General features: G+C 50.6%; 20 protein-coding genes. 12 read left to right on the plus strand and 8 right to left on the minus strand.

All coding sequences use genetic code 11. The annotated features are described in order from the left end of the window. Window positions 1–96: 96 nt before the first annotated feature. Together yciA and AAG834_RS03680 are read right to left on the minus strand one after the other, a co-directional pair. Window positions 97–534 (minus strand): acyl-CoA thioester hydrolase YciA, encoded by a 438-nt coding sequence (gene yciA / locus AAG834_RS03675; protein WP_003759083.1) that lies wholly within the window; start codon window positions 532–534, stop codon window positions 97–99. A 156-nt stretch (window positions 535–690) separates the two neighbouring features. After that, on the minus strand, window positions 691–1563 hold the full coding sequence (locus AAG834_RS03680; RefSeq protein WP_342031291.1) for an NAD(P)-dependent oxidoreductase: 873 nt from the start codon (window positions 1561–1563) through the stop codon (window positions 691–693). A 546-nt stretch (window positions 1564–2109) separates the two neighbouring features. Between AAG834_RS03680 and AAG834_RS03685 the strand changes: the two genes are divergently transcribed. After that, complete coding sequence (locus AAG834_RS03685) at window positions 2110–3399, plus strand: DUF2931 family protein (protein WP_342031292.1); 1290 nt, start codon at window positions 2110–2112, stop codon at window positions 3397–3399. A gap of 129 nt (window positions 3400–3528) precedes the next feature. Here AAG834_RS03685 and AAG834_RS03690 read toward each other — a convergent pair whose 3' ends face one another. The 4 genes from AAG834_RS03690 to AAG834_RS03705 form a co-directional block, all read right to left on the minus strand. Further along, complete coding sequence (locus tag AAG834_RS03690; RefSeq protein WP_342031293.1) at window positions 3529–4827, minus strand: adenylosuccinate synthase; 1299 nt, start codon at window positions 4825–4827, stop codon at window positions 3529–3531. Between the two features lie 105 nt (window positions 4828–4932). Continuing rightward, on the minus strand, window positions 4933–6084 hold the full coding sequence (locus AAG834_RS03695; RefSeq protein ID WP_342031294.1) for an ATP phosphoribosyltransferase regulatory subunit: 1152 nt from the start codon (window positions 6082–6084) through the stop codon (window positions 4933–4935). A 425-nt stretch (window positions 6085–6509) separates the two neighbouring features. Then, entirely contained in the window at window positions 6510–7358 is an 849-nt protein-coding gene (locus AAG834_RS03700; protein WP_342031295.1) for an RnfABCDGE type electron transport complex subunit B, read from the minus strand. A gap of 146 nt (window positions 7359–7504) precedes the next feature. Beyond that, window positions 7505–8626: a porin gene (locus AAG834_RS03705; RefSeq protein ID WP_342031296.1), complete on the minus strand. Its 1122-nt coding sequence runs from the start codon at window positions 8624–8626 to the stop codon at window positions 7505–7507. 602 nt (window positions 8627–9228) lie between these two features. On the opposite strand from AAG834_RS03705, the gene AAG834_RS03715 reads away from it, so the two are divergent. From AAG834_RS03715 to AAG834_RS03760, 9 genes are all read left to right on the plus strand, one after another. Further along, window positions 9229–10365: a polyamine ABC transporter substrate-binding protein gene (locus AAG834_RS03715; protein ID WP_342031297.1), complete on the plus strand. Its 1137-nt coding sequence runs from the start codon at window positions 9229–9231 to the stop codon at window positions 10363–10365. A gap of 117 nt (window positions 10366–10482) precedes the next feature. Next, window positions 10483–11448: an IS30 family transposase gene (locus AAG834_RS03720; protein ID WP_342031298.1), complete on the plus strand. Its 966-nt coding sequence runs from the start codon at window positions 10483–10485 to the stop codon at window positions 11446–11448. Between the two features lie 500 nt (window positions 11449–11948). After that, window positions 11949–14309 carry a 4Fe-4S binding protein gene (locus AAG834_RS03730; RefSeq protein WP_446740441.1) on the plus strand — a complete coding sequence of 787 codons (2361 nt, stop codon included), beginning with the start codon at window positions 11949–11951 and terminating at the stop codon, window positions 14307–14309. A 120-nt stretch (window positions 14310–14429) separates the two neighbouring features. Then, the gene (gene nosZ, locus AAG834_RS03735) at window positions 14430–16400 is read left to right on the plus strand and encodes a TAT-dependent nitrous-oxide reductase (RefSeq protein WP_070511758.1); all 1971 of its coding nucleotides are present in this window, start codon (window positions 14430–14432) and stop codon (window positions 16398–16400) included. 209 nt (window positions 16401–16609) lie between these two features. Beyond that, on the plus strand, window positions 16610–17965 hold the full coding sequence (locus tag AAG834_RS03740; protein WP_070859418.1) for a nitrous oxide reductase family maturation protein NosD: 1356 nt from the start codon (window positions 16610–16612) through the stop codon (window positions 17963–17965). Further along, window positions 17932–18144 carry a hypothetical protein gene (locus AAG834_RS03745; protein ID WP_342031299.1) on the plus strand — a complete coding sequence of 71 codons (213 nt, stop codon included), beginning with the start codon at window positions 17932–17934 and terminating at the stop codon, window positions 18142–18144. The genes AAG834_RS03740 and AAG834_RS03745 overlap by 34 nt, the downstream gene beginning before the upstream one ends. A gap of 96 nt (window positions 18145–18240) precedes the next feature. Beyond that, window positions 18241–19137: an ABC transporter ATP-binding protein gene (locus tag AAG834_RS03750; RefSeq protein ID WP_070511763.1), complete on the plus strand. Its 897-nt coding sequence runs from the start codon at window positions 18241–18243 to the stop codon at window positions 19135–19137. Beyond that, window positions 19134–19964 (plus strand): ABC transporter permease, encoded by an 831-nt coding sequence (locus AAG834_RS03755; protein ID WP_342031300.1) that lies wholly within the window; start codon window positions 19134–19136, stop codon window positions 19962–19964. Before AAG834_RS03750 ends, AAG834_RS03755 begins: the two co-directional genes overlap by 4 nt. Further along, window positions 19961–20455: a nitrous oxide reductase accessory protein NosL gene (locus AAG834_RS03760; protein ID WP_003759050.1), complete on the plus strand. Its 495-nt coding sequence runs from the start codon at window positions 19961–19963 to the stop codon at window positions 20453–20455. Before AAG834_RS03755 ends, AAG834_RS03760 begins: the two co-directional genes overlap by 4 nt. A 251-nt stretch (window positions 20456–20706) precedes the next feature. On the opposite strand, the gene cysE is transcribed toward AAG834_RS03760, so the two are convergent. Then, window positions 20707–21525, minus strand: coding sequence for a serine O-acetyltransferase (gene cysE, locus AAG834_RS03765; RefSeq protein WP_003759048.1), 819 nt, complete (start codon window positions 21523–21525; stop codon window positions 20707–20709). A gap of 171 nt (window positions 21526–21696) precedes the next feature. On the opposite strand from cysE, the gene grpE reads away from it, so the two are divergent. Beyond that, window positions 21697–22260, plus strand: coding sequence for a nucleotide exchange factor GrpE (gene grpE / locus AAG834_RS03770; protein ID WP_342031301.1), 564 nt, complete (start codon window positions 21697–21699; stop codon window positions 22258–22260). A gap of 303 nt (window positions 22261–22563) precedes the next feature. Beyond that, window positions 22564–24495, plus strand: a complete 1932-nt coding sequence (dnaK, locus tag AAG834_RS03775; RefSeq protein ID WP_342031302.1) for a molecular chaperone DnaK — start codon at window positions 22564–22566, stop codon at window positions 24493–24495. A 370-nt stretch (window positions 24496–24865) separates the two neighbouring features. Here the strand turns inward: dnaK and alr are convergent, their stop codons facing one another. Further along, window positions 24866–25924, minus strand: a complete 1059-nt coding sequence (gene alr / locus AAG834_RS03785) for an alanine racemase (protein ID WP_342031303.1) — start codon at window positions 25922–25924, stop codon at window positions 24866–24868. Between the last annotated feature and the right edge of the window lie 220 nt (window positions 25925–26144).

Here is a 26144-nt window from a genome sequence, read left to right on the forward strand (position 1 = left end):
TCCCTTTAAAGAGAAAGTTTTTATAGTAGATAAAATTTAATCCCAATACCAAATTAAAAGGTCGTCTGAAACCCGTTTTCAGACGACCTTTTTTGCTTAAATCAAGCCTTCCAGTTTTGGATTACCCTCTTTCGGAATCGGGCGTTTGTTACCTTCACTATCAATGGCAACATAAGTGAAGACAGCTTCCGTAACAAGTTGGCGATCTTCAGTAAGATGATCGTTCATCAATGTTTTTACCCAAACCTCGATTTTCAGTTGTAACGAAGTATTACCCACGCTCACGCAGCGGCCGTAGCAACAGACGACATTCCCCACTTTCACAGGGCGGATGAAATTCATTTCCTGAACAGCTACGGTAACAATGCGGCCTTGTGCGATTTCCGCCGCCAAAATACCGCCGCCCAAATCCATTTGCGACATAATCCAGCCGCCGAAAATATCTTGGTTTGGATTGGTGTCGCGCGGCATAGCAACGGTGCGCAGCAAAAGCTCGCCTTGTGGTTTAGTGTGTTGTTTTTCATTTTGCGTCATGGGAAATATCCTTTTTAGAGGTGCAGCTTTCGTATGAAGTTGAGAAGCCGATTGAAGCAGTATTTATTGGGGGTTGCCTGCGATAACAAGGTCGTCTGAAAACTTCTATACGGTTTTCAGACGACCTTGAACCCATATTCTGAGACAACGCTATTTCTAACGTTCTTCCAATTTCAAATAAACTCCGGCAACGTCTTGCTCTCCGTAACCTGCCGTTACCGCTTGGCGGTAATTTTCAGCAACCGTTTCAACGGCAGGCAGCGACTTACCGACTTGCTCCAGCTCTTTGACCGCCAGATTAAGGTCTTTGGAAGCGTGTTTGAGTGCGAAGGCAGGTGGGAATTCACGGTTTGCCCACAGCGATTTTTTGGTTTGGAACATAGGCGAATCCATTGCGGAATTGCCGATGGCTTCGATAATGGTACCCGTATCGACACCAAACTGTTGGGCCATCAGCATAGCCTCGCTGTATGCTTCGCCGAAAATACCCAGCAGGGAGTTGAGCACGAGTTTTGCACCCGAACCTTTCCCTACCCCGCCGAAATGGAAAGTTTGTTTGCCGACAATGGAAAACACTTTTTGCAGAGGCGTTAAAACACTTTCTTCTCCACCAAACAAAATCAGCAACGTACCGTTGGTAGCAGGACCGACCGAACCGGAAACAGGCGCTTCTGCAAACTGACCGCCCGCAGCTTCGACCAATTCTTTAACGGCAAGATTTTCAGAAGGAGCAATAGTGCTCATGTTGACAATGATTTTGCCCGCAAGCTCCTCGCGAACCTCTTCACTCAAAATATCGCGCACAGCCGCGAAGTCGGAAACCATCAGAAAAATAACGGGATAAGCGCGGACAAGATCGATGGTGCTTGCGTACACTTTCGCGCCTTTATTGGCAAGGTCGGCGGTTTTATCGGGCGAGCGGTTGTAAACACCGACTTCAATACCGGCGTTCAAAAGCCGCGTTACCATCGGATTGCCCATTTGACCTAAACCTATCCAGCCGATTTGCGTGTATTCGTTTGTTGACATTGAATTTGCTCCTTTGTTTGTATCGCCGTGCAATCATATAGGTTTACAGGTCGTCTGAAAAGTTTTTCAGGCGATTGGATAAGATGCTTGTATTGATATGAACAAAATCGCCTTTCGTTTAATAATGTATAATGCATCTATTTTTCATACAAACGCTGTCAATCAGGTCTAATGATAGAAAAAAGTCGTCTGAAAAACTGAAATATCGTTTTCAGACGACCTCACTCATAGGGTTCAATCACTGCTAACAGCAACATGGAGATAATTTTTAAATTTGATAATGAAAACCTTGAAAAAATTTAAACGGGTGGAGATATGGGATATTGGGTGTTAGCGCTTCAGGTATTTTGGGAAGAAATTGGCAAATATGCGTTTTTTCTAATTATCAATGCCTACTGCATCATCAGAATGTATCAAAACCGTCATTGGAAATATTGCGCAGTTATTTTTATTTTGCTCAATGGCTGGGTAATTTACAGATATTGGATGGAAATCATTAACTCTTATCTATATTGGAATCAATAGATTAGTCAACAGGTCGTCTGAATGAAACACAAGAAAACAAATATCCTTTTAGGAATAGTAGCAGCAGGCTATCTCAGTATTGCATTGGCAAATACAGGCTTAAACAGAATGATTGAAGGCAACAGCAATTCTGAGCAAGTAAAAGGCATGGTTTGGGGAATTACGATGGCAGATGCAATATTGGTTAACGCCACACCAGAAAATTCCTCATATTTAACATTGGATGCAGAAGCAATAGATGTATCAAATAAGTACAGTTCTGATTTTTATTTGCAGAACGGAACAGTATTGCGAAATTTCTTTGGTACGGGTTCTATATGGGGAAGAGGAGGGTATTTGGGAAGAACGGCAGAGTTTGATTTACTTCCCGAAAGGCTGACTTTTACCTATTCCTCTCAGTTTGAAAATAAATTTTATCAGTTGGATGAAGCCATTCCAACCGACAAGATACGTCCTATGATGGCAAAAAGTTACAGGGTATTCAATAATGCAGTAGAGGACACAGAAACTCCGCAATATGAATCTCCCAATGATTTTGAATTGGCTGTTGCTCCTGACGGCTGGGTGACGCTGAACCTTGCCAATGTATTTATTCGCAAGGAATTGATGTCCTGGCAGGCAAAAGAAATCATGCCTTCTGTGGAAGAGGCTGCCAAACATCATTTCAATGAAATATGGTATTACAGAGTCGCACGTTTTCACAATCTTGAAGAACGGAAAGAATATTTAGACAGAGTCCGTAAAGAATACCCCAATTTCTACCACTCTTATATTGATGGGCCCAAAAAGGTCAGTGCGGAGTGGTACAAACAGATGCAAACGAAATATCCATGGAATTTGGAAGTTGAAGTGGATGGGGGAGAATGGAATGGCGAATATTATATGGAATTCGCCAATACAGAACGCTGGACAGCCATAGGTAAGGAGAGAATCGAAGAAGAGAAGAATACAATGAAGGCGATGCCAACTTACATCAAGATATGGTTAATAGACAAAGAAACGGGTAACCGGTGGGGTATCAGATTGCATCCATTTAAGACTGAAGAACAAGAACAGAATGATTATAAAATCATATACGATGATGCCCGACTAAACGGGTTATACAAAATATTTCAACAGGCATTCCCCGGAAGGACTCGAGCGCATAATATCAGTACACCTTCAATAAATGAGTTTGCCACGTTGAAATTGAAATTTGATGATCATTTTGAATTGACCGAAGCATATCTTCAAAAAGATGGACAAAAATTTGTATTGCCAGATGCTGAAATCCATCAACGTTACGAAATCAACAATACTGCTTATTACTAAGGAAATCATAAATATAGGAAAATGATTGGCAAAAGAAACCTCTTTTCATGACTGCCGATTGACGTCAGACCTATACAAAAAGGTCGTCTGAAAACCCAAGTTTTCAGACGACCTTTTACAATCAAACCCTTATGCGAACGGATGATGCAAAACGATGGTTTCTTCGCGGTCTGGACCGGTGGAGACGATGGCTACCGGTGCGCCGCAGACTTCTTCAATGCGTTTCAAATATGCTTTGGCATTGGCAGGCAATGCGTCGTAGCTTTTCACGCCGAAAGTGGATTCGCTCCAGCCGGGCATAGTTTCGTAAATCGGTTGGCAAGTTTCTACCGCATCGGAACCGCAAGGCAGGATGTCGGTTTTACTGCCGTCGGGCAATTCGTAGCCGACGCAGATATTGATGGTTTCAATGCCGTCCATCACGTCCAGTTTGGTGATACACATACCGGAAATACCGTTGACTTGGATGGAGCGTTTCAACGCGGCGGCATCAAACCAACCGCAACGGCGTGCGCGGCCGGTTACGGAGCCGAATTCGTGTCCGCGTTCTGCCAAACCTGCACCTACTTCGTCAAACAATTCAGTCGGGAACGGACCTGAGCCGACGCGCGTGGTATAGGCTTTGACGATACCCAAAACATAATCCAGCATTTGCGGACCTACGCCCGCGCCTGCAGAAGCGGCTCCTGCCAAGCAGTTGGAAGAGGTAACGAAGGGGTAAGTGCCGTAGTCGATGTCCAACAGCGTGCCTTGTGCGCCTTCAAACAGCAGTTTTTCGCCGTTTTTGTTTTTCTCGTTCAACACGCGGGATACGTCGGTAATCATCGGCGTAATGAGCGGAGCGACTTTTTCGATAACCGCCATCACGTCTTCCGCTTTCACTGGCTCGGCATTGTGCAGATGTTGCAGTTGAACATTGTAATAGGCAAGGACGGCATCCAGTTTTTCACGCAGTTTTTCAGGATGCAGCAAATCGACGACGCGGATGGCGCGGCGTGCCACTTTGTCTTCGTAGGCTGGACCGATGCCGCGACCGGTCGTGCCGATTTTGCCTTTGCCGCGCGATGCTTCGCGGGCTTGGTCAAGCGCGATGTGGTAAGGCAGGATCAGCGGGCAGGTCGGCGCGATTTTCAGACGACCTTCAACGTTTTTCACGCCTGCTGCGTTCAATTCGTCAATTTCGCCCAACAATGCTTCAGGGGAAACTACAACGCCGGAGCCGATAAAGCAATCCAGGTTTTCATGCAGGATGCCGCTCGGAATCAGGCGCAAAATGGTTTTCTTGCCGCCGACGACCAAAGTGTGTCCAGCATTGTGTCCACCTTGGAAACGCACAACACCGCTGGTTTCTTCCGCCAGCCAGTCAACGATTTTACCTTTGCCTTCATCGCCCCACTGGGCGCCGATTACTACAACATTTTTAGCCATAGCCATATAACCTATTAATATTAAAAAATTATTGTGAATCAACTTCAAACCAAGACGGCTTTTCGCCCTACCCTGATTTGCCTTTAATCCGCTATGAATGGGTATTTAAAGTTTCTCAACCTGCCAAACGCCGTCCGACTTTTTCAGACGACCTGTAATCTCTTCCGAAGCGTTGTGTCCGATACCGTAATCAATCACGACACACTGCCCTTGTTCACGCAAGGCTTCGACTGCTTCGCGTGCCGCTTCGGCATCGTCCGCATCGACCAACACGACGGGCTGCCGCTCAATGGCGGGCAAACGTCCGATAAAGCTGCGCAAGTCGAAACTGAATCCCGTCGCAGGACGTGCGCGGCCGAAATATTCGCCCAATCCGTCATAACGCCCGCCCCGAGCGACCGCGTCATGGGAATTGGAGCCGTATGCCGCATACAGCAAGCCTGTGTGGTAATTGTCGACGCGCAGTTCGGACAAATCGATATGGACTTTCTGATTCGGGAATGCGTCGCACACTGCCTGCAATTCGTCCAAGGCGCTGCCGACCACAGACAAATCCGGCAATCGTTCGCGTGCGGCGGACAACACTTCCCGTCCGCCATACAGACGCGGCAGCAGCGAGAATGCTTTTGCCCACATACCGTCCAGCTTCCAAGCCTTGACCTGCGCTTCGACCGCCTCGGTATCTTTATCCTGCATCAAAGCAAGCAGCGTTTTGGACTGCTCCGCATTTAAATGCGCCGCATCGGACAAAGCGCGGAATACGCCGATATGACCCAGCGACAGCAAAACCTCGCCCATATCGGCAATCTTCATGCTCTTGAGCATCAAGTCAATCAGTTCGATATCCGCTCTGATGTCGGCGAAACCATACATCTCCGCCCCTGCTTGCAAAGGTTCGCGCATATTGAGCAAACCCTCCGGCCGTGCGTGCAACACAGGGCCTGCGTAACACAATCGGTTAATCCCTTGATTGGCAGACAAAAGATGCGCATCGATACGCGCCACTTGAGGCGTAATATCGGCGCGGATGCCCAACTGCCGACCGCTCAGCTGATCGACCACCAAAATGGTTTTCAAAGACAAACCCGCGTCAATGTGCGTCAGCAGGGAATGGCTGTATTCCATCAGCGGAGGCTGTACCAGCTCGTAACCGTGCACTCGGAACAAAGTCAACAACTGCTCTCGCGCGCTTTCCAACTGTCGGGCGTTGGTCGGCAACACATCGGCAACATGTTCGGGAAGCTGCCAAGATTGCATGGGAATCTACCTTCTATCTGTTTTTGCAAACGCAAAGGGCTGCTTGAATTTAAAACCAGACGGACACACAGCCCGCTTCTCGAAATACGCCGCGCAAATGATGCAGCGTTTCCAATAAATCTGATTTTAAATTCAAACAGCCCCTGAATGACGGCTTTAAACCGCCGAGTTATTAAAAGCAAACTTTACCATACAAAACAGTTTTGTGCAGCCTGTTTTCATACACGACAACCCGAGACTTTGGCGTAAATCAGGTTTTGTGTGCGAGAAATGATAAGTTTAGGAAGCGTATCTGACAATCGGGGATTTCAAAGTAAAGACACTGTTTGCACTATCCCCAACATATCATCAATCCCATATTCGATTTAGCTTAAAGGTCGTCTGAAAACCTATTTCAGACGACCTTTAAAGTCTCTCCACCAAAATCATCGTATTTCTTTGGCTGCTTCCTGCTCCGCTTTATAACGGCGCAGATAGGCAAGCGCGGCGGCTTTTTCTTCTTCGTTGCCATATTTGACATCGCGTTGGGCACGGCGCAATTCGGCGCGCTCTTTGGCTTCTTCGATTTGTCGGTTTTTGAATGCTTCGCGGTTGTCGGAAGCAACCAGTTTGTCTTGTTGGGATTGGGCTTTCGCCATGGCTTTGGCAATCAAATCCATGGGATTGAAGGCAGGTTTGGCAGCAGCTTTGGTTTCGGCTTGAATTTGCGCCTGCTTGGCTTTAACGGCGGCTTCGCGCTCGGCAAGCATGGCTTTGCGTTCTGCCTCATCACGCGCTTTGCGCTCGGTGTGCCAATCAAAGCGGCTTTGCGCGTGTTCGGCGGCGGCGAAACGCGCTTCGGAAGAGTGGCTCAGGCTGCGCGCGGCGGGGAGGTAGTCGTGTTCGGAAGGTATCATGTCGATACAATCCACCGGACAAGGCGGAAGGCAGAGTCCGCAGCCTGTGCATTCGTCGCTGATAACGGTGTGCATGAACTTGCTTGCGCCAATAATCGCATCGACAGGGCAAGCGCGGATGCAGGCGGTACAGCCGATACAGGCGGCCTCGTCTATCAGGGCGATGGCTTTGGGCTGAGTTTTGACCGGCGCGACACACGGCTTACCCAATAAGGCGGCAATGTCTACCATCACCGCTTCTCCACCGGGCGCGCACAGATTAACAGGCGCATCCTCGTGCAACAAAGCTTGTGCATAAGGCAGGCAGCCTTGATAGCCGCATTCTCGGCACTGAGTTTGCGGCAGCAGGCGGTTGATGGCTTGAAGGTCGGTCGGCATGGCAGATAGAGTCAAAATCGAAAGCGTGTATTTTATCGGGAAACGGAATGTAGGGAAACCAAAGACCAAACTAAAAAGGTCGTCTGAAAACCCAAACTGAGTTTTCAGACGACCTTTTATATTTTCTGACTATTTGTCCTACTTAATCAGAATTTATGTGCCAAGCCGAAAGAAACGGCTTTTTGCTCAACAGAGCCTGTGTAATCAGGAGTCAGGCGGGTTTTGCTGCCCAGTTTCATATAGCCGGCATGAGCAAGCATGGAAGTGCGTTTGCTGAATTTGTATTTAGCACCAACCACAACTTGGTCGAATTTATCAACCAGTTTCTCGCCGCTGTTCACGCCTTTTGCCGCCCAACCGTGAGCATAGCTGAGTTGCGGGGTCAAGTTACCGAAGGTATAGCCCACGGTAACGGCTGCATCTACAACCTTAACAGCTTCTTCTTTGCCTGAATCTTTAGTGATGTCAACACCTTTGTAGGTATTGAAATCATCGGTAAAGTGCGCCAAATATTTGTTCGCGCTTTCATGGCCTTTGGCATATTGCGCACCTACGCCGACAAACAGGTTGTCTTTGTCGTAGTAGCTTTCAATCTTAGCGATTTGGGCAGCTTTGGCTTTGCCGTCTTTGTTGGTGTACGCGCCTTTATAATGACCGTAGCCCAGTTTGGTGGCGAAACCGTTGTTTTCGTAGATCAAACCGGCAGTATATTGCTCTTTGCTCGGTTTTTCGTGTACGTGTCTGTCGTCCGGATTGCGGTTGTCGCGCGGAGCGTAGGAGGCATTGAACTTGAATCCGCCGAACGAAGGGCTGTCATAACGCAAAGAGGTCGTACGTACGCCGGTGCGGGTGTTGATACCCAAACCCATGGCGTCGGTTTTATACATCCATGGATCAATGGTATCCATTTCGTTGAGCATGTTGTCGATGTTACCGGCGCGAACTTTACCGAAGTTGCCTTCCAAACCGATGAAGGAATTGCGGTTGCCGAAACGTTGGCTGTTGGATTCGCCCAAAATGGAAGTGCGCTGTTCAATTTGCCAGATGGCTTTGAGGTCGTCTGAAAGTTTTTCATTGCCTTTGAAGCCGATACGCGAGGTATTGTCATTGATACGGGTCGCGGTCGCGCTTTTTTCCGTACCTTCGCTACCTTTGATTTTCACCTGTCCGGAGGTGATGGTGCTTTTAACTTGTCCGTACAGGACAACTTCGGCGGATGCTGCAAAAGGTAGGGCTGCTGCGGTTAAAGTAATCAATATTTTCTTCATGAGTCCTCCTCGAATTTTAAAATTGAGTAAAAATACCAAACTCAATCATAATGATTTATGGATTATTAGACAACTCTTTTTATCTTGATAAAAATTATTATTTATTTCAAATATAATTTGCATTTCAACAACACGATATCGTTGGAATCTTTAATATTCATCCTTTCTGCAATTTTGTTGGCACAATCCCTATTTTTCCCTTGCCTCAAGATTGAAAATAAGGCAATTGCAACTTTTTTCAGACGACCTTTTCGGGTCGTCTGAATATTTTTTTGTTTATGAAGAAAACCATAGCGGAAAGCAATGAAAAAACGAAGAAATTTTCCTGTCTAAACTATTGCGCCGACAGGGATTTTGCCGTTTAATGCGAACCTGCTGAATCAAGGGCCTGAGGCATATGCCGGCCGCCCCCACAGTTAACCTTTTGCATGTGGTCAGTTTGTATAGTGGATTAACTTTAAACCAGTACGGCGTTGCCTCGCCTTGCCGTACTATCTGTACTGTCTGCGGCTTCGTCGCCTTGTCCTGATTTAAAGTTAATCCACTATATTACCCGCTGCCACCGCTGCAATGTTTTCCTCTTTCGCAAAAGGACTGTATCCATGAAAAAAACTTCAATGGCGGCGGCACTCATCGGCCTCGTCTTGACTGCATGTAGCGGCGGACAACAAACCGCCGCAGAATCTTCCGCCCACTCTTCGCATACTTCGTCTGACAAACTCAATATCTACAACTGGTCGGACTACGTCGATCCCGCCACGCTTGAAGCGTTCGAAAAAAATACGCATATCAACGTCCGCTACGACTACTACGACAGCAACGAAGCCCTGGAAGCCAAACTTTTGACCGGCAAATCCGGTTACGATCTCGTTGCCCCGTCCATTGCCAACGTCGGACGCCAAATCAAAGCCGGAGCGTATCAAAAAATAGACAAAAGCCAAATCCCGAACTACGCTAACATTGATGCCGACCTGCTTGCCATGATGGCAAAAGTCGATCCGGGCAACCAATACGCTGTCCCATATTTTTGGGGCATCAATACGCTCGCTATCAATAAAAAACTGGTTCAAAAAGCCTTGGGGACGGAGCAGCTGCCCGAAAACGAATGGGATTTGGTGTTCAATCCCGAATACACCAAAAAGCTGAAATCCTGCGGCATCAGCTATTTTGACAGCGCCATCGAACAAATCCCTCTCGCGCTGCATTATTTAGGCAAAGACCCGAATACCGAAAACCCCGACGACATCAAAGCCGCCGTCAACATGATGAAAAAAGTGCGTCCCGACATCAAACGCTTCACTTCGTCAGGCTATATTGACGATATGGCGGCGGGCAACCTTTGCGTTTCAGTCGGTTACGGCGGCGATTTGAACATCGCCAAAACACGCGCGCAAGAAGCGAAGAACGGCGTCGAAATCGAAGTGTTAGCACCCAAAAGCGGCGTCGGCATCTGGGTGGATTCCCTGATGATTCCGCGCGATGCCCAAAATACCGCCAATGCGCACAAATACATCAACCACACGCTCGCTCCCGAAGTCGCGGCGCAAAACGGCAATTTCGTTACCTACGCCCCCGCCAGCCGCCCTGCCCGCGCATTGATGGACGAGAAATATACCGGCGATGTGTCTATTTTCCCAACCAAGGAATTGATGGATAAAAGTTTCATCGTATCGCCCAAATCAACAGATGCGAGCCGCCTGAGCGTCCGCCTGTGGCAATCGTTGAAAGCAGGCAAATAGCCGTTTGATGCGTTGGAAAACTAAAGGTCGGCGGATTCGCATTTGAAGTGCAACTTTCCATAACAGAAAAAGGTCAGTATGCGGTAGCATACGGCCTTTCCTGCAAGAAAGATTGCCATGAGCTACACACAACTGACCCAAGACGAGCGATACCACATCCAATACCTGTCACGCCACTGCACCATCGCCGAAATCGCCAAACAGCTTAACCGCCACAAAAGCACCATCAGCCGCGAAATCAGACGGCACCGCACCCAAGGGCAGCAATACAGCGCCGATAAAGCCCAGCGGCAAAGCCGGACTATCAAACAGCGTAAGCGAAAGCCCTATAAGCTCGATTCGCAGCTGATTCAACACATCGACCCCCTTATCCGCCGCAAACTCAGTCCCGAACAAGTATGCGCCTACCTGCGCAAACACCACCAAATCACACTCCACCACAGCACCGTTTACCGCTACCTCCGCCAAGACAAAAGCAACGGCGGCACTTTGTGGCAACACCTCAGAATATGCAGCAAACCCTACCGCAAACGCTACGGCAGCACATGGACCGGAGGCAAAGTGCCCAACCGCGTCGGCATAGAAAACCGACCCGCTATCGTCGACCAAAAAGCCCGCATCGGCGATTGGGAGGCCGACACCATCGTCGGCAAAGATCAGAAAAGCGCATTATTGACCTTGGTCGAACGCGTTACCCGCTACACCATCATCTGCAAATTGGATAACTTAAAGGCCGAAGACACTGCCCAGGCAGCCATTAGGGTATTAAGGGCACATAAAGCCAGAGTCCACACCATCACCATGGATAACGGCAAAGAGTTCTACCAACACACCAAAATAGCCAAAGCATTAGCAGCGAAAACCTATTTTTGCCGCCCCTACCATTCTTGGGAGAAAGGGCTGAATGAGAACACCAACGGACTCATCCGACAATATTTCCCCAAACAAACCGATTTCCGAAACATCAGTGATCGGGAGATACGCAGGGTTCAAGATGAGTTGAACCACCGGCCAAGAAAAACACTTGGCTACGAAACACCAAGTGTTTTATTCTTGAATCTGTTCCAACCACTGGTACCCTAGTGTTGCACTTGAAATCCGAATCCAAGGTCGTCTGAAAATCAAATTTGGTTTTCAGACGACCTTTTTTACTGCTATCGAACGAATTTAAAGATTACTCAATAAACTGCAACTTGAAGATATAGTGGATTAACTTTAAACCAGTACGGCGTTGCCTCGCCTTGCCGTACTATTTGTACTGTCTGCGGCTTCGTCGCCTTGTCCTGATTTAAATTTAATCCACTATATTAAACAAATCAGCACCGCATTACCTGCGCTATGTACAGATTGCGATTGCCCTATATCGAAAACATATTAATACACCACAAAACCCAAAATTATTTAATTACCCGGTTTTCTATTCCATTAGCAACAAAAATAGAGCCATCCCCATATAATCACAAAGTATTACTTACCGTTAAAACCAGGTTTTAAGATTTGTAAATTTGACATAGGTCAAATTATTGCAAATAATGGATTCATATAATGTTAATGTTTAGAGTATCGAATAATCGGGAACAGCCATGTCCTGCCTAAAAATGAAACACACATCAGGCATCTTGAATACGATGCTGGCGATGTTTGCCGTATTTGTCCTATTGTTTTCGACACTGCCCGCTTACGCCGAGCGTTTGCCTGACTTCCTGTCAAAAGTCCAGCCTTCGGAAATTTTTCCGGGTGCAGACCGTTATGGCAAGCCTGAAGGCAAGCCTATGGTTGCCCGTGTTTATAAGGGCAACGAGCAGTTGGGTTTGGTGTATATCACGACGGACGTGGTCAATACGCGCGGCTATTCGAGCAAACCGATTGATACGATGATGGCTTTGGCCAACGACGGAACGATTGCCGGTGCGAAGCTGGTCGATCACCATGAGCCGATTATGCTTATTGGTATTCCGCAATCGCGTGTGGATAAATTCATCAATAAATATATCGGTTTGAATTTTATTAAAAACCCACCTACTCCAGGTGTCGCCCCCGGGGACATCATCAGCGGCGCGACTGTTACGCTGATGGTGATTAACGACAGTATCCAGCGTTCGTTCAAAGTTGTTGCCGGCAAATATGGTTTGGGTACTGACAAAGCCGTTCAGACGACCTCCGCCAATGCTGCGGATACACAACAGGCTGCTGCCCCTGCGGCTCAAACCCGACCTCGCCGCGCTGTCAATCCTGACAAACAGGACATTCAATCTTGGAATGCGCTGCTGGAACAAAAAGCCATCGGTCATCTGCACATTACAGTTGACGAAATCAACAAGCTGTTTGAAAAAGGCGGCAAAGCAGGTGTTGCCGAACACGCCGAACAAGGTGCAGGCGACGATACCTTTATCGATTTGTACACTGCCGTAGTCAGCCAGCCTTCCATCGGCAAAAGCCTGTTGGGCGAGGAAGGTTGGAAAAACCTGCAAAACCGTCTGCAACCGGGTCAACAAGCTGTCTTGGTTGCCGGTGAAGGCCGTTATTCTTGGAAAGGTTCGGGTTATGTCCGCGGTGGCATTTTCGACCGTATCGAGATGATTCAAGGCGAAAACAGCTTCCGCTTCACCGACGCGCAACACGAACGCTTGGTTGATTTGGCAGCCGAAGGCGCGCCCCACTTTAAAGAAGTATCTTGGTTTACGATTCCCGAAGGTGTGGAATTCGATGCTGCCGAACCTTGGCGTTTGCAGTTGATGGTTCAACGCGTATTGAGCGTAAACGACAAAGCGTTCGTAACCGCCGATTTGGATTACGAACTGCCTCAAGGTTACTATGTCGATGACCCGAAAGCACCTCCCGTCGAAATCAGTGCACCAGTCGAACCGGCAGCCGCTCCTACCGCCGACCAAGCCTCAGACACCAAAGGCATAGCCGAAGAAGCCTCTGAAGCCTCTTCAAACGATGGTGCATCCAACCAACTCTGGAAACAGGTGTGGAAAGCGAAACAGGGACAAATCGCCGTAGTCGGCATCGCCTTGACCATCCTGCTTTTGGTCTTCCTGTTCCAGGACTGGATTGTCCGCTATGAGAAATGGTACGACCGCTTCCGCCTGGTATTCCTGACATTTACCCTGTTCTATATCGGCTGGTACGCTCAGGCGCAACTGTCGGTCGTCAATACGCTGACGCTGTTCTCCGCCATCCTGACCGAATTCCGTTGGGACTTCTTCCTGATGGATCCGATTGTGTTCATTTTGTGGCTGTTTACCGCCGCAACCATGCTGCTGTGGAACCGCGGTACATTCTGCGGCTGGCTCTGCCCCTTCGGTTCACTGCAAGAGTTGACCAACCGTATCGCCAAAAAATTGGGCGTGAAACAGATTACCGTGCCGCACCTGCTGCACACGCGCCTGACTGCGATTAAATACGTCATTTTCTTCGCACTGTTGGCAATTTCCCTGTACGATTTGGGCACGGCGGAAAAATTCGCAGAGGTAGAACCCTTTAAAACGGCGATTATTTTGAAATTCGTCCGCGAATGGTGGTTTGTCGCGTTTGCCGTTACCCTTTTGGTTGCCGGCCTGTTCATCGAGCGCTTCTTCTGCCGCTATCTGTGCCCATTGGGCGCGGGCATCGCCCTACCCGGCCGATTCCGCGTATTCGACTGGCTTCGCCGCTACAAAATGTGCGGTAACCCTTGCCAAATCTGTACGCACGAATGCCCCGTTCAGGCGATTGCACCGGAAGGCGACATCCATCCGAACGAATGTATCCAGTGCCTGCACTGCCAAGTCATGTATCACCATGACACACGTTGTCCGCAAGTTGTGGCAACCAACAAGAAAAAACAAAAACAGGCGGCGGCAAAAGCCGACCCCGAAACCGCATCTGCAAAACAGCAGCCTGAGGAGCAGGTTGTGCAGTTTGTGAAAAAAGAAACCGCCCCTAAAGCCGGCGAATAATCTGAAACCCTAAAGAAATACTGGGTCAACCGTACCCACACTTATAAACATAAATACGTTTTTTCAATCGGCAGGTCGTCTGAAAACGCCGGCTGCCGAATTTTATCCAAGGAGTGTTGTATGTCAGACGAAAAATTAGAACAAAACGGCTTAAGCCGTCGTTCATTCTTAGGTACTGCCGCCGTTTCAGGCGCAGGTATTGCCGGCGCCGGTCTGTTGGGTTTGGCGGGCTGTTCCAAAGAGGGTGGCGATAAATCCGCTGCTTCAGGTGCTGCACCTGCCGCCAAAACCGAGTCTCATGCCTCTGCCGAACCGGGTAAACAGACTTCCGAAGTCGGTCCGGGCGAACTCGACCAATACTACGGCTTCCTCTCTGGCGGCCAATCGGGCGAAATGCGCTTGATCGGCGTACCTTCCATGCGCGAACTGATGCGTATCCCCGTGTTCAACATGGACAGCGCGACCGGTTGGGGCCGTACCAACGAGAGCCTGCGTATTTTGAATGAAAAAAATACGCCGGAAACCAACCAGTTCCTGAAAGACAGCGGCCTGCGCTGCTACCCTAACGGCGACTTGCACCACCCTCACTTGTCGTTTACCGACCAAACTTACGACGGTCGCTACGCGTATGCCAACGACAAAGCAAACAACCGCGTTTGCCGCGTCCGCCTAGACTTCATGAAAACCGACAAAATCACCGAAATCCCTAACGTTTCCGGTGTACACGGTCTGCGTCCGCAACGTTATCCGAAAACCGGCTACGTCTTTGCCAACGGCGAACACATCGTACCGGTAAGCGGCGTGGGTACTTGGAACGACGCCAAAACTTGGAATGCCGTTTATACCGCCATTGACGGTGAAACCATGGACATCGCATGGCAAGTATTGGTGGACGGCAACTTGGACAACGGCGATGCCGACTACCAAGGCAAATACTCCTTCTCCACCTGCTACAACTCCGAACGCGCCCTGACCGTACAAGGTGCTTCTTCCAACGAGCAAGACTGGTGCGTGGTCTTCAATCTTGCCGCCATCGAAGAAGGCATCAAAAAAGGCGACTTCAAAGAAGTCAACGGCGTGAAAATGCTGGACGGCCGCGCAGAAGCCAATTCCCCTTACACCCGCTACATCCCCGTGCCGAACTCTCCGCACGGCTGTAACGCTTCCCCTGACGGCAAATACATCATGCTCAACGGCAAACTGTCTCCGACTGTTACCGTATTGGACGTCAGCAAACTGGACGATTTGTTCGCCGGCAAAATCAAAGAGCGCGACGTGGTTGTCGCCGAACCCCAACTGGGTCTCGGTCCTTTACACACCGCGTTTGACGGCCGTGGCAACGCCTACACTACGCTGTTTATCGACAGCCAAATGGTCAAATGGAACATCGACGACGCCATCAAAGCCTACAAAGGCGAAAAAGTGGATCCGATCAAACAGAAACTCGACGTCCACTACCAACCCGGCCACAACCATACGACCATGGGCGAAACCAAGGAAGCCGACGGCAAATGGCTGGTATCTTTGAACAAATTCTCCAAAGACCGCTTCCTCAACGCCGGCCCGCTGAAACCGGAATGCGACCAGTTGATCGACATTTCCGGCGACGAAATGCGCCTGGTACACGACAACCCGACCTTTGCCGAACCGCATGACCTGTGTCTGGTTGCCGCTTCCAAAGTCAACCCGAAAAAAACCTGGGACCGCAAAGACCCATGGTTCTGGCAAGACGCTGTGGAACAGGCGAAAAAAGACGGTGTCGAGCTGGAAAAAGCCGCCAAAGTCATCCGCGAGGGCAACAAAGTCCGCGTATACATGACTGCCGTTGCGCCTGCGTACAGCATCCCGCAATTCGAAGTCAACCAAGGCGACGAAGTAACCGTATATGTGACCAACGTCGAAACCATCGAAGACTTGACCCACGGCTTCACTTTGGAAGGCTACGGCATCGCTATGGAAATCGGCCCGCAAGCTACCCAATCGGTAACCTTCAAAGCCGTCCGTCCGGGCGTACACTGGTACTACTGCCAATGGTTCTGCCACGCCCTGCACATGGAAATGTCCGGTCAAATGATCGTTAAACCCCGATAATCGGGTTTGACGGTTTATCACTGACTTAACGGAAAGGTCGTCTGAAAAAACTTTCAGGTCTTAGCGAAACCCGCTGCCCTCGTTTTCAGACGACCTTTTATAGCAGAACCGTTTGGACGCAACAGACTGTTCCGCTATAAAACAAAAACACGGCCCTCACAGGCAGGCATTACCGTGCCGACGCACACCGCACGAATCAGAGGAACTCCATGCACACACCCCAATTCAAAACATGGCGACGCGCTGTCCTGGCATTTATGTTCGGCGGCATGATTCAGACGACCTTTGCAGCCACCATCGACGTTTCCCCGACCGACAACCTCCCCGAAGTCATCGCGCGCGCGCAGGCAGGCGATACGCTCAAGCTCGCCTCCGGCACTTACAAAACCAAACTGCTTATCGACAAACCCATCACCATCGAAGGTCCTGCCGACCGCTCCGCCAAAATCGAAGGCGACCGCACCGGCCGCACCATTGCCGTCATCGCCCCCGACGTTACCCTGCGCAACCTCACCGTCACCCGTTCCGGCATGAGCCTGCCCGCCATGGACGCCGGCATCTACCTCGAAGAAACTGCCCCCCGTGCCTTAATCGAACACAACAACATCCTCGACAACTCCGTCGGCGTGTATATCCACGGTTCTGCCGATTCCATGGTGCGCGAGAACAAAATCGTTGGCGACTCCACCCTGCGCGTCAACGAACGCGGCAACGCCGTCACCGTCTGGAACGCCCCCGGCGCTCAAGTTATCGGCAACGACATTTCCAAAGGCCGCGACGGCATTTTCTCCAACACCAGCAAAAACAACACCTACAAAAACAACCGCTTCAGCGACCTACGTTTCGCTGTCCACTACATGTACACCAACGACAGCGAAGTCAGCGACAACATTTCCGTCGGCAACAACATGGGTTACGTTTTGATGTTCTCCGACCGCCTCAAAGTACACGGCAACATCGCCGTCGGCAGCCGCGACCAAGGCATCATGCTCAACTACGTCAACTATTCCGAAATCAACGACAACATCATCAACAAAGCCGGCAAATGCGTTTTTGCCTACAACGCCAACTACAACAAAATCGTCGCCAACCATTTTGAAAACTGCGAAATCGGCATTCACTTCACCGCCGCCATCGAAGGTACTTCCCTTTCCGACAACGCCTTCATCAACAACGAAAGCCAAGTCAAATACGTCAGCACACGTTTTCTTGACTGGGGCGAAGGCGGACGCGGCAACTACTGGAGCGACAACAGCGCATTCGACCTCGACGGCGACGGCTTCGGCGACAGCGCGTACCGCCCCAACGGCATCATCGACCAAATCATCTGGCGCGCGCCTGTTTCCCGCCTCCTGATGAACAGCCCCGCCATCAGCATCGTCAAATGGGCGCAATCGCAGTTCCCCGCCATCCTCCCCGGCGGCGTGATCGACAGCAAACCGCTGATGAAGGCAGGCAGCAACAAAACCACCACCAAATACGAAGCCATGAAAGAACAACTGTTGCAAGAAGCCAAAACCCATCAGTCCGAATGGAGCGATGCCGAAAACGGCTCATTGAACTAAGCGGAACCGGCAAACACGCCCCGCAAGGTCGTCTGAAAAGTTTTCAGACGACGTTGAAACCCCGCCGCAGCAAGGTTTTGCCCCTCATTACCGTACTGACGGGCATCCGCCGCAAATACGGTGTAACCCGCAACGCAGGCAACAGTCGAAAACGCCGCCCCATAACAAACGTCGTCTGAAACCCTTCTCCCTTTTTCAGACGACCCCATACAAAGAACGCCCTTTTCAGACGACCCTCAACGTCGTCTGAAACCCATCCACACAAGGAAGCACTCATGAGCGCACACCATGTCGAATTGAGAAACGTAACCAAACGCTTCGGCGCACAAAAAGCCGTCAACCAAGTCGATTTAGTCTTGAAGGCGGGCGAAAGTGTCGGTCTTGCCGGACACAACGGCGCAGGCAAGTCCACGCTCATCAAATTGATACTCGGGCTGATTACCCCCACCGAAGGCGAAGTCATGCTGCTGGGCGAGCGCACCGGAAGTAAAGCGGGCGCGCAGTTGCGCAGCCAAATCGGCTATCTGCCCGAAACCGTCGCCCTGCACCCTTCCCTTAGCGGCATCGAAACCCTCAATTTCTACGCCAAACTCAAAAAACAGCCGCTCACCAAAAACCACGAACTCCTCGAACGCGTCGGCATTTCCCAAGCCGCCCGCCGCCGCGTCGGCACCTACTCCAAAGGTATGCGCCAACGCCTCGCCCTCGCCCAAGCCTTGCTCGGAGAACCCAAAGTATTGCTGTTTGACGAACCCACCACAGGCCTCGACCCCGCCTCGCGCCAAATGTTTTACGAAGTCGTGCGCGAACTCAACGGACGCGGCGCCACCGTCCTTCTCAGCACCCACGCCCTCGCCGAACTCGACGGCCACGCCGACCGCATCGTCGTCATGAAAAACGGCGTCAAAGTCGCCGACGGCAGCATGGACGAGTTGCACGTCCAAAGCGGACTCCCCCTCACCGTCAACATCCGCCTCAAAGCCCCGCGTCCCTTAAGCGAACGCTGGCAGCCGCTTTCAGACGACCTCAGCTATCGGGCGCAATGTCAGGCTGAAGAACGCATGGCATTACTCAGCGAATTGGGCAACCTGTCCGACCTCGCCTACCTCGACATCCACACACCCACACTCGACGACATGTACGCACAATTCTTAAAAAGGGAGGACGTATGAACCCCATTTGGATTATCACCGGAAAAGAAGTCCGCGACAGCCTGCGCAACCGTTGGGTACTCGCCGCCTCCGTCCTGCTCGCCGCCCTCGCCCTCTCATTGGGCTTCCTCGGCAGCTCGCCGACAGGCTCGGTTAAAGTCGATCCGCTGACCGTAACCGTCGTCAGCCTCTCCAGCCTGTCCATCTTCCTGATCCCGCTCATCGCCATGCTCCTCTCCTACGATTCCCTCATCGGCGAAATCGAACGCGGCACCATGGCGCTGCTGTTGAGCTACCCCGTTTCTCGCAACCAAATCCTTGCCGGGAAATTCATCGGCCACCTCATCATCCTCGCCCTCGCCACCACCGCAGGCTACGGAATTGCAGGCATCACGCTCCAACTCGCCAACGGCAGTTTCGACATCGCCGCGTGGAAACCCTTCGCCCTCCTGATTGCCGCCAGCGTCATTTTGGGTGCCGCATTCCTGTCCATGGGCTATCTCATCAGTGCGAAAGTGAAAGAACGCGGCACCGCCGCCGGTATCGCCATCGGCGTTTGGCTGTTTTTTGTCGTCATCTTCGACATGGCGCTTTTGGGCATCCTCGTCGCCGATACACAACAAGCAATTACCGCCCCCGTCGTCGAAACCGTCCTCCTTTTCAACCCCACCGACATCTACCGCCTGTTCAACCTGACCGGTTACGAAAACACCGCCATGTACGCAGGCATGGCAGGCTTAAGCGAACAAATCAGCCTGACCATGCCCGTATTGCTGACCGCGCAGATATTATGGGTTATTATTCCCCTTATCTTGGCAGCAAGAATTTTTGGAAAGCGACAAATATGAAAAAGATTTTACCTGCGCTCCTCGCCGCCCTGCTCCTGAGTGCCTGTCCCAAAGAGGATGACACCCCGCCGCCTGAACCTCAGCAAATCAGCGACCGCGCCGTGGGGCACTATTGCAGCATGAACCTGACCGAACACAACGGCCCCAAAGCCCAAATCTACCTCAACGGCAAACCCGACCGCCCCGTCTGGTTCTCCACCATCAAGCAGATGTTCGGCTACACCAAGCTACCCGAAGAGCCTAAAGGCATCCACGTCATCTATGTTACCGACATGGGTAAAGTCAAAGACTGGAGCAAACCCAATGCCGACACCGCATGGATAGACGGCAAAAAAGCCTACTACGTCATCGAAAGTGGCTTCATCGGCGGCATGGGTGCGGAAGACGCCCTCCCCTTTGCCGACAAAGCCCAAGCAGAGAAATTTGCCAAAGAAAAAGGCGGCCGCGTCGTCAGCTTCGACGAAATGCCCGATTCCTATATCTTCAAATAATCCCTTCACATCAAAAAGGTCGTCTGAAAACCTGATCCATCAGGTTTTCAGACGACCTTTTTATATAGTGGATTAACAAAAATCAGGACAAGGCGACGAAACCGCAGACAGTACAGATAGTACGGAACCGATTTACTTGGTGCTTCAGCACCTTAGAGAATCGTTCTCTTTGAGCTAAGGCAAGGCAAGGCAACGCCGTACTGGTTTAAAGTTAATCCACTATATCTGCGGTCTTAATCAGGCGATTCAGTTCAAATCACAAAATCCATCGCCGTACCCTGCAAACTCTGGTCCATGTCCGCCGACGGGGTTTTGACCGAACGCCCCACCGGTTTGGCAGGCACGCCGACGACGGTGATTGACGACGGCACGTCCGCAACGACCACGCTGCCTGCGCCGATTTTGGAATTGTCGCCGATGCGGATGTTGCCCAATATCGAAGCGTTCGCGCCGATCATCACGCCGTCGCCGATTTTCGGATGGCGGTCGCCGCCTTCCTTGCCCGAGCCGCCGAGCGTTACGCCGTGCAGGATGGAAATATTGTTGCCCAACACAGCGGTTTCGCCGGCGACGAAACCGGTGGCGTGGTCGAGCATCAGCCCATGACCGAAACGGGCGGCGGGGTGGATATCGACGCCGAACACTTCCGACATGCGGTTTTGCAGGAAATACGCCAGCGTTTTGCGGCCGTTTTGGTAGAGCCAGTGGTTGATGCGGTGCGCCTGAATGGCGTGGAAACCTTTGAAATACAAGAGCGGCAGCGAATATTCGTCGCAGGCGGGGTCGCGTTCGTAAATGGCTTTCAAATCGGCTTCGACGCAGTTGCTGATACGCGCGTCGCTGCCCAATGCCTGCTGGTAGATTTCAAACAGGGCGCGCACGTCCATAATCGGGCTGCCGAGTTTGCTGGAAAGATGATAGGCAAGGACGGAATCGAGCGAGTCGTGGCGCAACACGGTTTGATGCAGGAAGCTCGCCAACATCGGTTCGGCTGCGGCTGCGGCTGCGGTTTCTTCGCGGATGGTGTGCCAGAGGTTGAAATCGGTTGTGTTCAGGTGGTCTTTTTTCATGTCGGGGGTCATCTGAAAATAGGATGGTGTCGGCGTATCTTACCTTTTATCAACGATTTGCGATAGCGCATTGCGGAATATGCTTATGATGGTTTCCGTGTGCTTGAAGTTTTTTCAGACGACCTTATATAAAGTAGCATTCGATTCAAACCATTCCAAAGGATACATGAAATGAGCGAACATCACGAACAATATCAACACGAAACCGAAGAGGCGGCAAACGCAGAAGCTGCCCAAACCCCCAATACCGAACAACCCGAAGCTGCCGAACCGCCGACTTACGAAGAATTGCAGGCGCGTATCGCCGAGCTGGAAGGACAGTTGAAAGACAGCGAACTGCGCGGCCTGGCGAACGAGCAAAACCTGCGCCGCCGCCATCAGCAGGAAATCGCCGATACGCACAAGTTTGCCGGACAAAAATTCGCCGCCGAAATGCTGCCGGTCAAAGACTATCTCGAAATGGCGCTACTCGACCAAAGCGGTAATTTCGACGCGCTGAAAATGGGTGTGCAGATGACGCTGAACGAATTGCAAAAAGCGTTCGACACCACGCATATCAAAGAAATCAACCCGCAGCCCGGCGACAAACTCGACCCGCACCAACATCAGGCGATGCAGACGGTCGTCAGCGAGCAAGAGCCGAACACCATCGTCAGCGTCATGAAAAAAGGCTACACCCTGTCTGACCGCGTACTGCGCCCCGCGATGGTTATCGTAGCGAAAAAAGAAGCCTGAAGGCACCGCTTGATGAAGTTTATCAAGCATAAAATTTTCAGACGCCCCTTCTCCGTCCCTCAAGCCTCAATCCCGCTTTTGGAAAATCATTCCGATGATGCCCAATCGGAAAACAAAGACTAGGTCGTCTGAAAAATAAAATACCGACCTGTGGATAAATAGTTTAGATTGTTGAATTTTATATAAAAAAAATTTTAACAAAGCCCTTGAAAAAATATCGGGCAACCTTATTTACAGGTCAACGGAACAAAATGTTCCACACAATTATTAATTTAGAAAAATCTTTTTAGGAGCAACATCAATATGGCAAAAGTAATCGGTATCGACTTAGGTACAACCAACTCTTGTGTATCCATCTCTGAAAACGGTCAAACCAAAGTTATTGAAAACGCAGAAGGCGCACGCACTACGCCGTCTGTCGTCGCTTATCTGGACGGCGGCGAAGTCCTCGTCGGCGCACCGGCGAAACGCCAAGCCGTAACCAACGCTAAAAACACCATCTACGCTGTCAAACGTTTGATCGGTCATAAATTTGAAGACAAAGAAGTCCAACGCGACATCGAATCCATGCCTTTCGAAATCATCAAAGCCAACAACGGCGACGCATGGGTAAAAGCGCAAGGCAAAGAGCTGTCTCCGCCGCAAGTTTCCGCAGAAGTCCTGCGTAAAATGAAAGAAGCCGCCGAATCTTACTTGGGCGAAAAAGTAACCGAAGCCGTGATTACCGTTCCGGCCTACTTCAATGACAGCCAACGTCAAGCCACCAAAGACGCAGGCCGCATCGCCGGTTTGGACGTAAAACGCATCATTAACGAGCCGACCGCAGCCGCGTTGGCATTCGGTATGGACAAAGGCGACAACAAAGACCGCAAAGTAGCCGTATATGACTTGGGCGGCGGTACCTTCGATATTTCCATCATCGAAATCGCCAACCTCGACGGCGACAAACAATTCGAAGTATTGGCAACCAACGGCGACACTTTCTTGGGCGGCGAAGACTTCGACCAACGCCTCATCGACTACATCATCGCCGAGTTCAAAAAAGAACAAGGCATTGATTTGAAACAAGACGTGATGGCATTGCAACGCCTGAAAGAAACTGCCGAAAAAGCCAAAATCGAATTGTCCAGCAGCCAGCAAACCGAAATCAACCTGCCGTACATCACCATGGACGCAACCGGCCCGAAACACTTGGCAATGAAAATTACCCGCGCCAAATTCGAGAGCCTGGTTGAAGACCTGATTGCCCGCTCTATCGAACCTTGCAAAATTGCATTGAAAGATGCCGGCTTGAGCACCAGCGACATCGACGACGTGATTTTGGTCGGCGGTCAGTCCCGTATGCCGAAAGTACAAGAAGCCGTTAGAGACTTCTTCGGCAAAGAACCGCGCAAAGACGTGAACCCTGACGAAGCTGTTGCCGTAGGCGCAGCGATTCAAGGCGAAGTATTGAGCGGCGGCCGCAGCGATGTATTGCTGCTGGACGTAACGCCCCTGTCTTTGGGTATCGAAACCATGGGCGGCGTGATGACCAAGCTGATTCAGAAGAACACCACCATCCCGACCAAAGCGTCGCAAGTGTTCTCTACCGCTGAAGACAACCAAAGCGCAGTAACCATCCATGTACTGCAAGGCGAACGCGAACGCGCCTCCGCCAACAAATCTTTAGGTCAGTTCAACTTGGGCGACATCGCACCCGCACCACGCGGCATGCCGCAAATCGAAGTAACCTTCGACATCGACGCCAACGGCATCCTGCACGTTTCCGCCAAAGACAAAGGCACAGGCAAAGCAGCCAACATCACCATTCAAGGTTCTTCAGGCTTGAGCGAAGAAGAAATCGAACGCATGGTGAAAGATGCCGAAGCCAATGCCGAGGAAGATAAAAAACTGACTGAATTGGTCGCTTCCCGCAACCAAGCCGAAGCCCTGATTCACTCCGTGAAAAAATCTTTGGCCGACTACGGCGACAAACTCGACGCAGCCGAGAAAGAAAAAATCGAAGCCGCGTTGAAAGAAGCCGAAGAAGCCGTGAAAGGCGACGACAAAGCCGCTATCGATGCCAAAGCCGAAGCACTAGGCACAGCCAGCCAAAAACTGGGCGAAATGGTTTACGCACAAGCGCAAGCCGAAGCCCAAGCAGGCGAAAGCGCACAAGCCGAACCGTCTTCCGCCAAGAAAGACGACGACGTCGTAGATGCCGACTTTGAAGAAGTAAAAGACGACAAAAAATAATTGAGGCCGTCTGAAAAAGCGCGAATCGCAAGGTTCGCGCTTTTTGGTTTTTTGCTTGGTGTTTAGTAGAAGATATAGTGGATTAAATTTAAATCACGACAAGGCGACGAAGCCGCAGACAGTACAAATAGTACGGCAAGGCGAGGCAACGCCGTACCGGTTTAAAGTTAATCCACTATAAAACTTAATAAGCCAAACCCGCCCCACCTTTTTAAAGCTCTCGATGTTTTCAGACGACCTCTTGAGATGCGGCATTTGCATTTAAGAGCAAAACACATCCAACATCCTGCCTTACTGCCTTAAAAACCAAAAGGTCGTCTGAAACCAAATACCATGATTTCAGACGACCTTTAAACAAAACAATCTGGTCTTATTCCGAGTATGTAAACTTCGCGCGCTTGACGTTGCAAAAAATTTCATACGGAATCATACCGGCAGCTTCGGCGACTTCGTTGATATTGACAACGTCACCCCACAATTCGACTTCCGCACCCAAACCTTCTTTGGAAGCATCGAGTTCGACAGTAATCATATCCATAGACACCCTGCCGATGATGCGGCTGCGTTTGCCTTCGACGGCAACGGGCGAGTTGGTCGAGGCTCGGCGCGGATAGCCGTCGGCGTAGCCGCAGGCAATCAAGCCGACGCGGGTGGACTTGCTGGTGTAAAACGTCGCGCCGTAGCCGATGGGAGAATGAGGTCGCAGAACGCGTTCGCCGAATACGCGGGAAGTCAGGCGCATGACGGGCTTCAGGCGTTCGTCCACGCCGCCGAACGGAGAGATGCCGTAAAGCGCCAGTCCGGCACGACCCCAGTCGCGGCGCGCTTCGGGAATATTCAAGATAGCGGCGGAGTTGGCAAGACTTTCTTCGCCTTCCAAGCCTTCACACGCCAAATCAAAGGCTTCAAGCTGCATTTCGGTCATGCCGTTGTCGGGTTCGTCGGCACAGGCGAAGTGGCTGAATTTAACAATGCTGTCAACGTGTTTGCATTGTTTCAGAGCGGTGTAGGCGGAAGTGTAATTGTGCGGAAAGAAGCCGGCGCGGTGCATACCGGAATCCATTTTGAGCCAGACTTTAACGGGATTCTGCCAATGATGGACGATTAAGGCTTCGAGTTGCCATTGGCTGGCGACGCCCGGCCACAGATTGTATTTATCGACGGTAGCGTATTCCGACGCCTCAAAGATGCCTTCGAGCAATACGATGGGATTGGTAATGCCGTTTTCGCGCAATTCGACGGCTTCGTCCACGGTGGCGACGGCAAACCCGTCAGCAAGGTCGGACAATGCGTGGGCGCACCGTACCGCGCCGTGTCCGTAAGCGTCTGCTTTGATAACGGCAAGCATTTTGCCGCCGTGAATCTGTTTCAGGGTTTGATAATTGTGGCGCAGATTGTCCAAGCGGATTCGGGCATTTAATGGACGCATGATTTGTTCTTTCCGTTAATGAAGGTCGTCTGAAAATGGATATTCACGTTTTCAGACGACCTTAAAATATGGCTAATGCTTATAATTATAGGCTTAAAGACGCATTTTTTAAATATCCGATGCGTCCGCCCAATTAATTATCTTATTAATGGACAAGCATCAAGCCGACAGATTGGGATAAAAACTCCAAGCATTGGATGCTTGAACGTATTGCCTAGGC

This window comes from Neisseria sp. Marseille-Q2251, assembly GCF_940793045.1.
Lineage (GTDB): Bacteria > Pseudomonadota > Gammaproteobacteria > Burkholderiales > Neisseriaceae > Neisseria.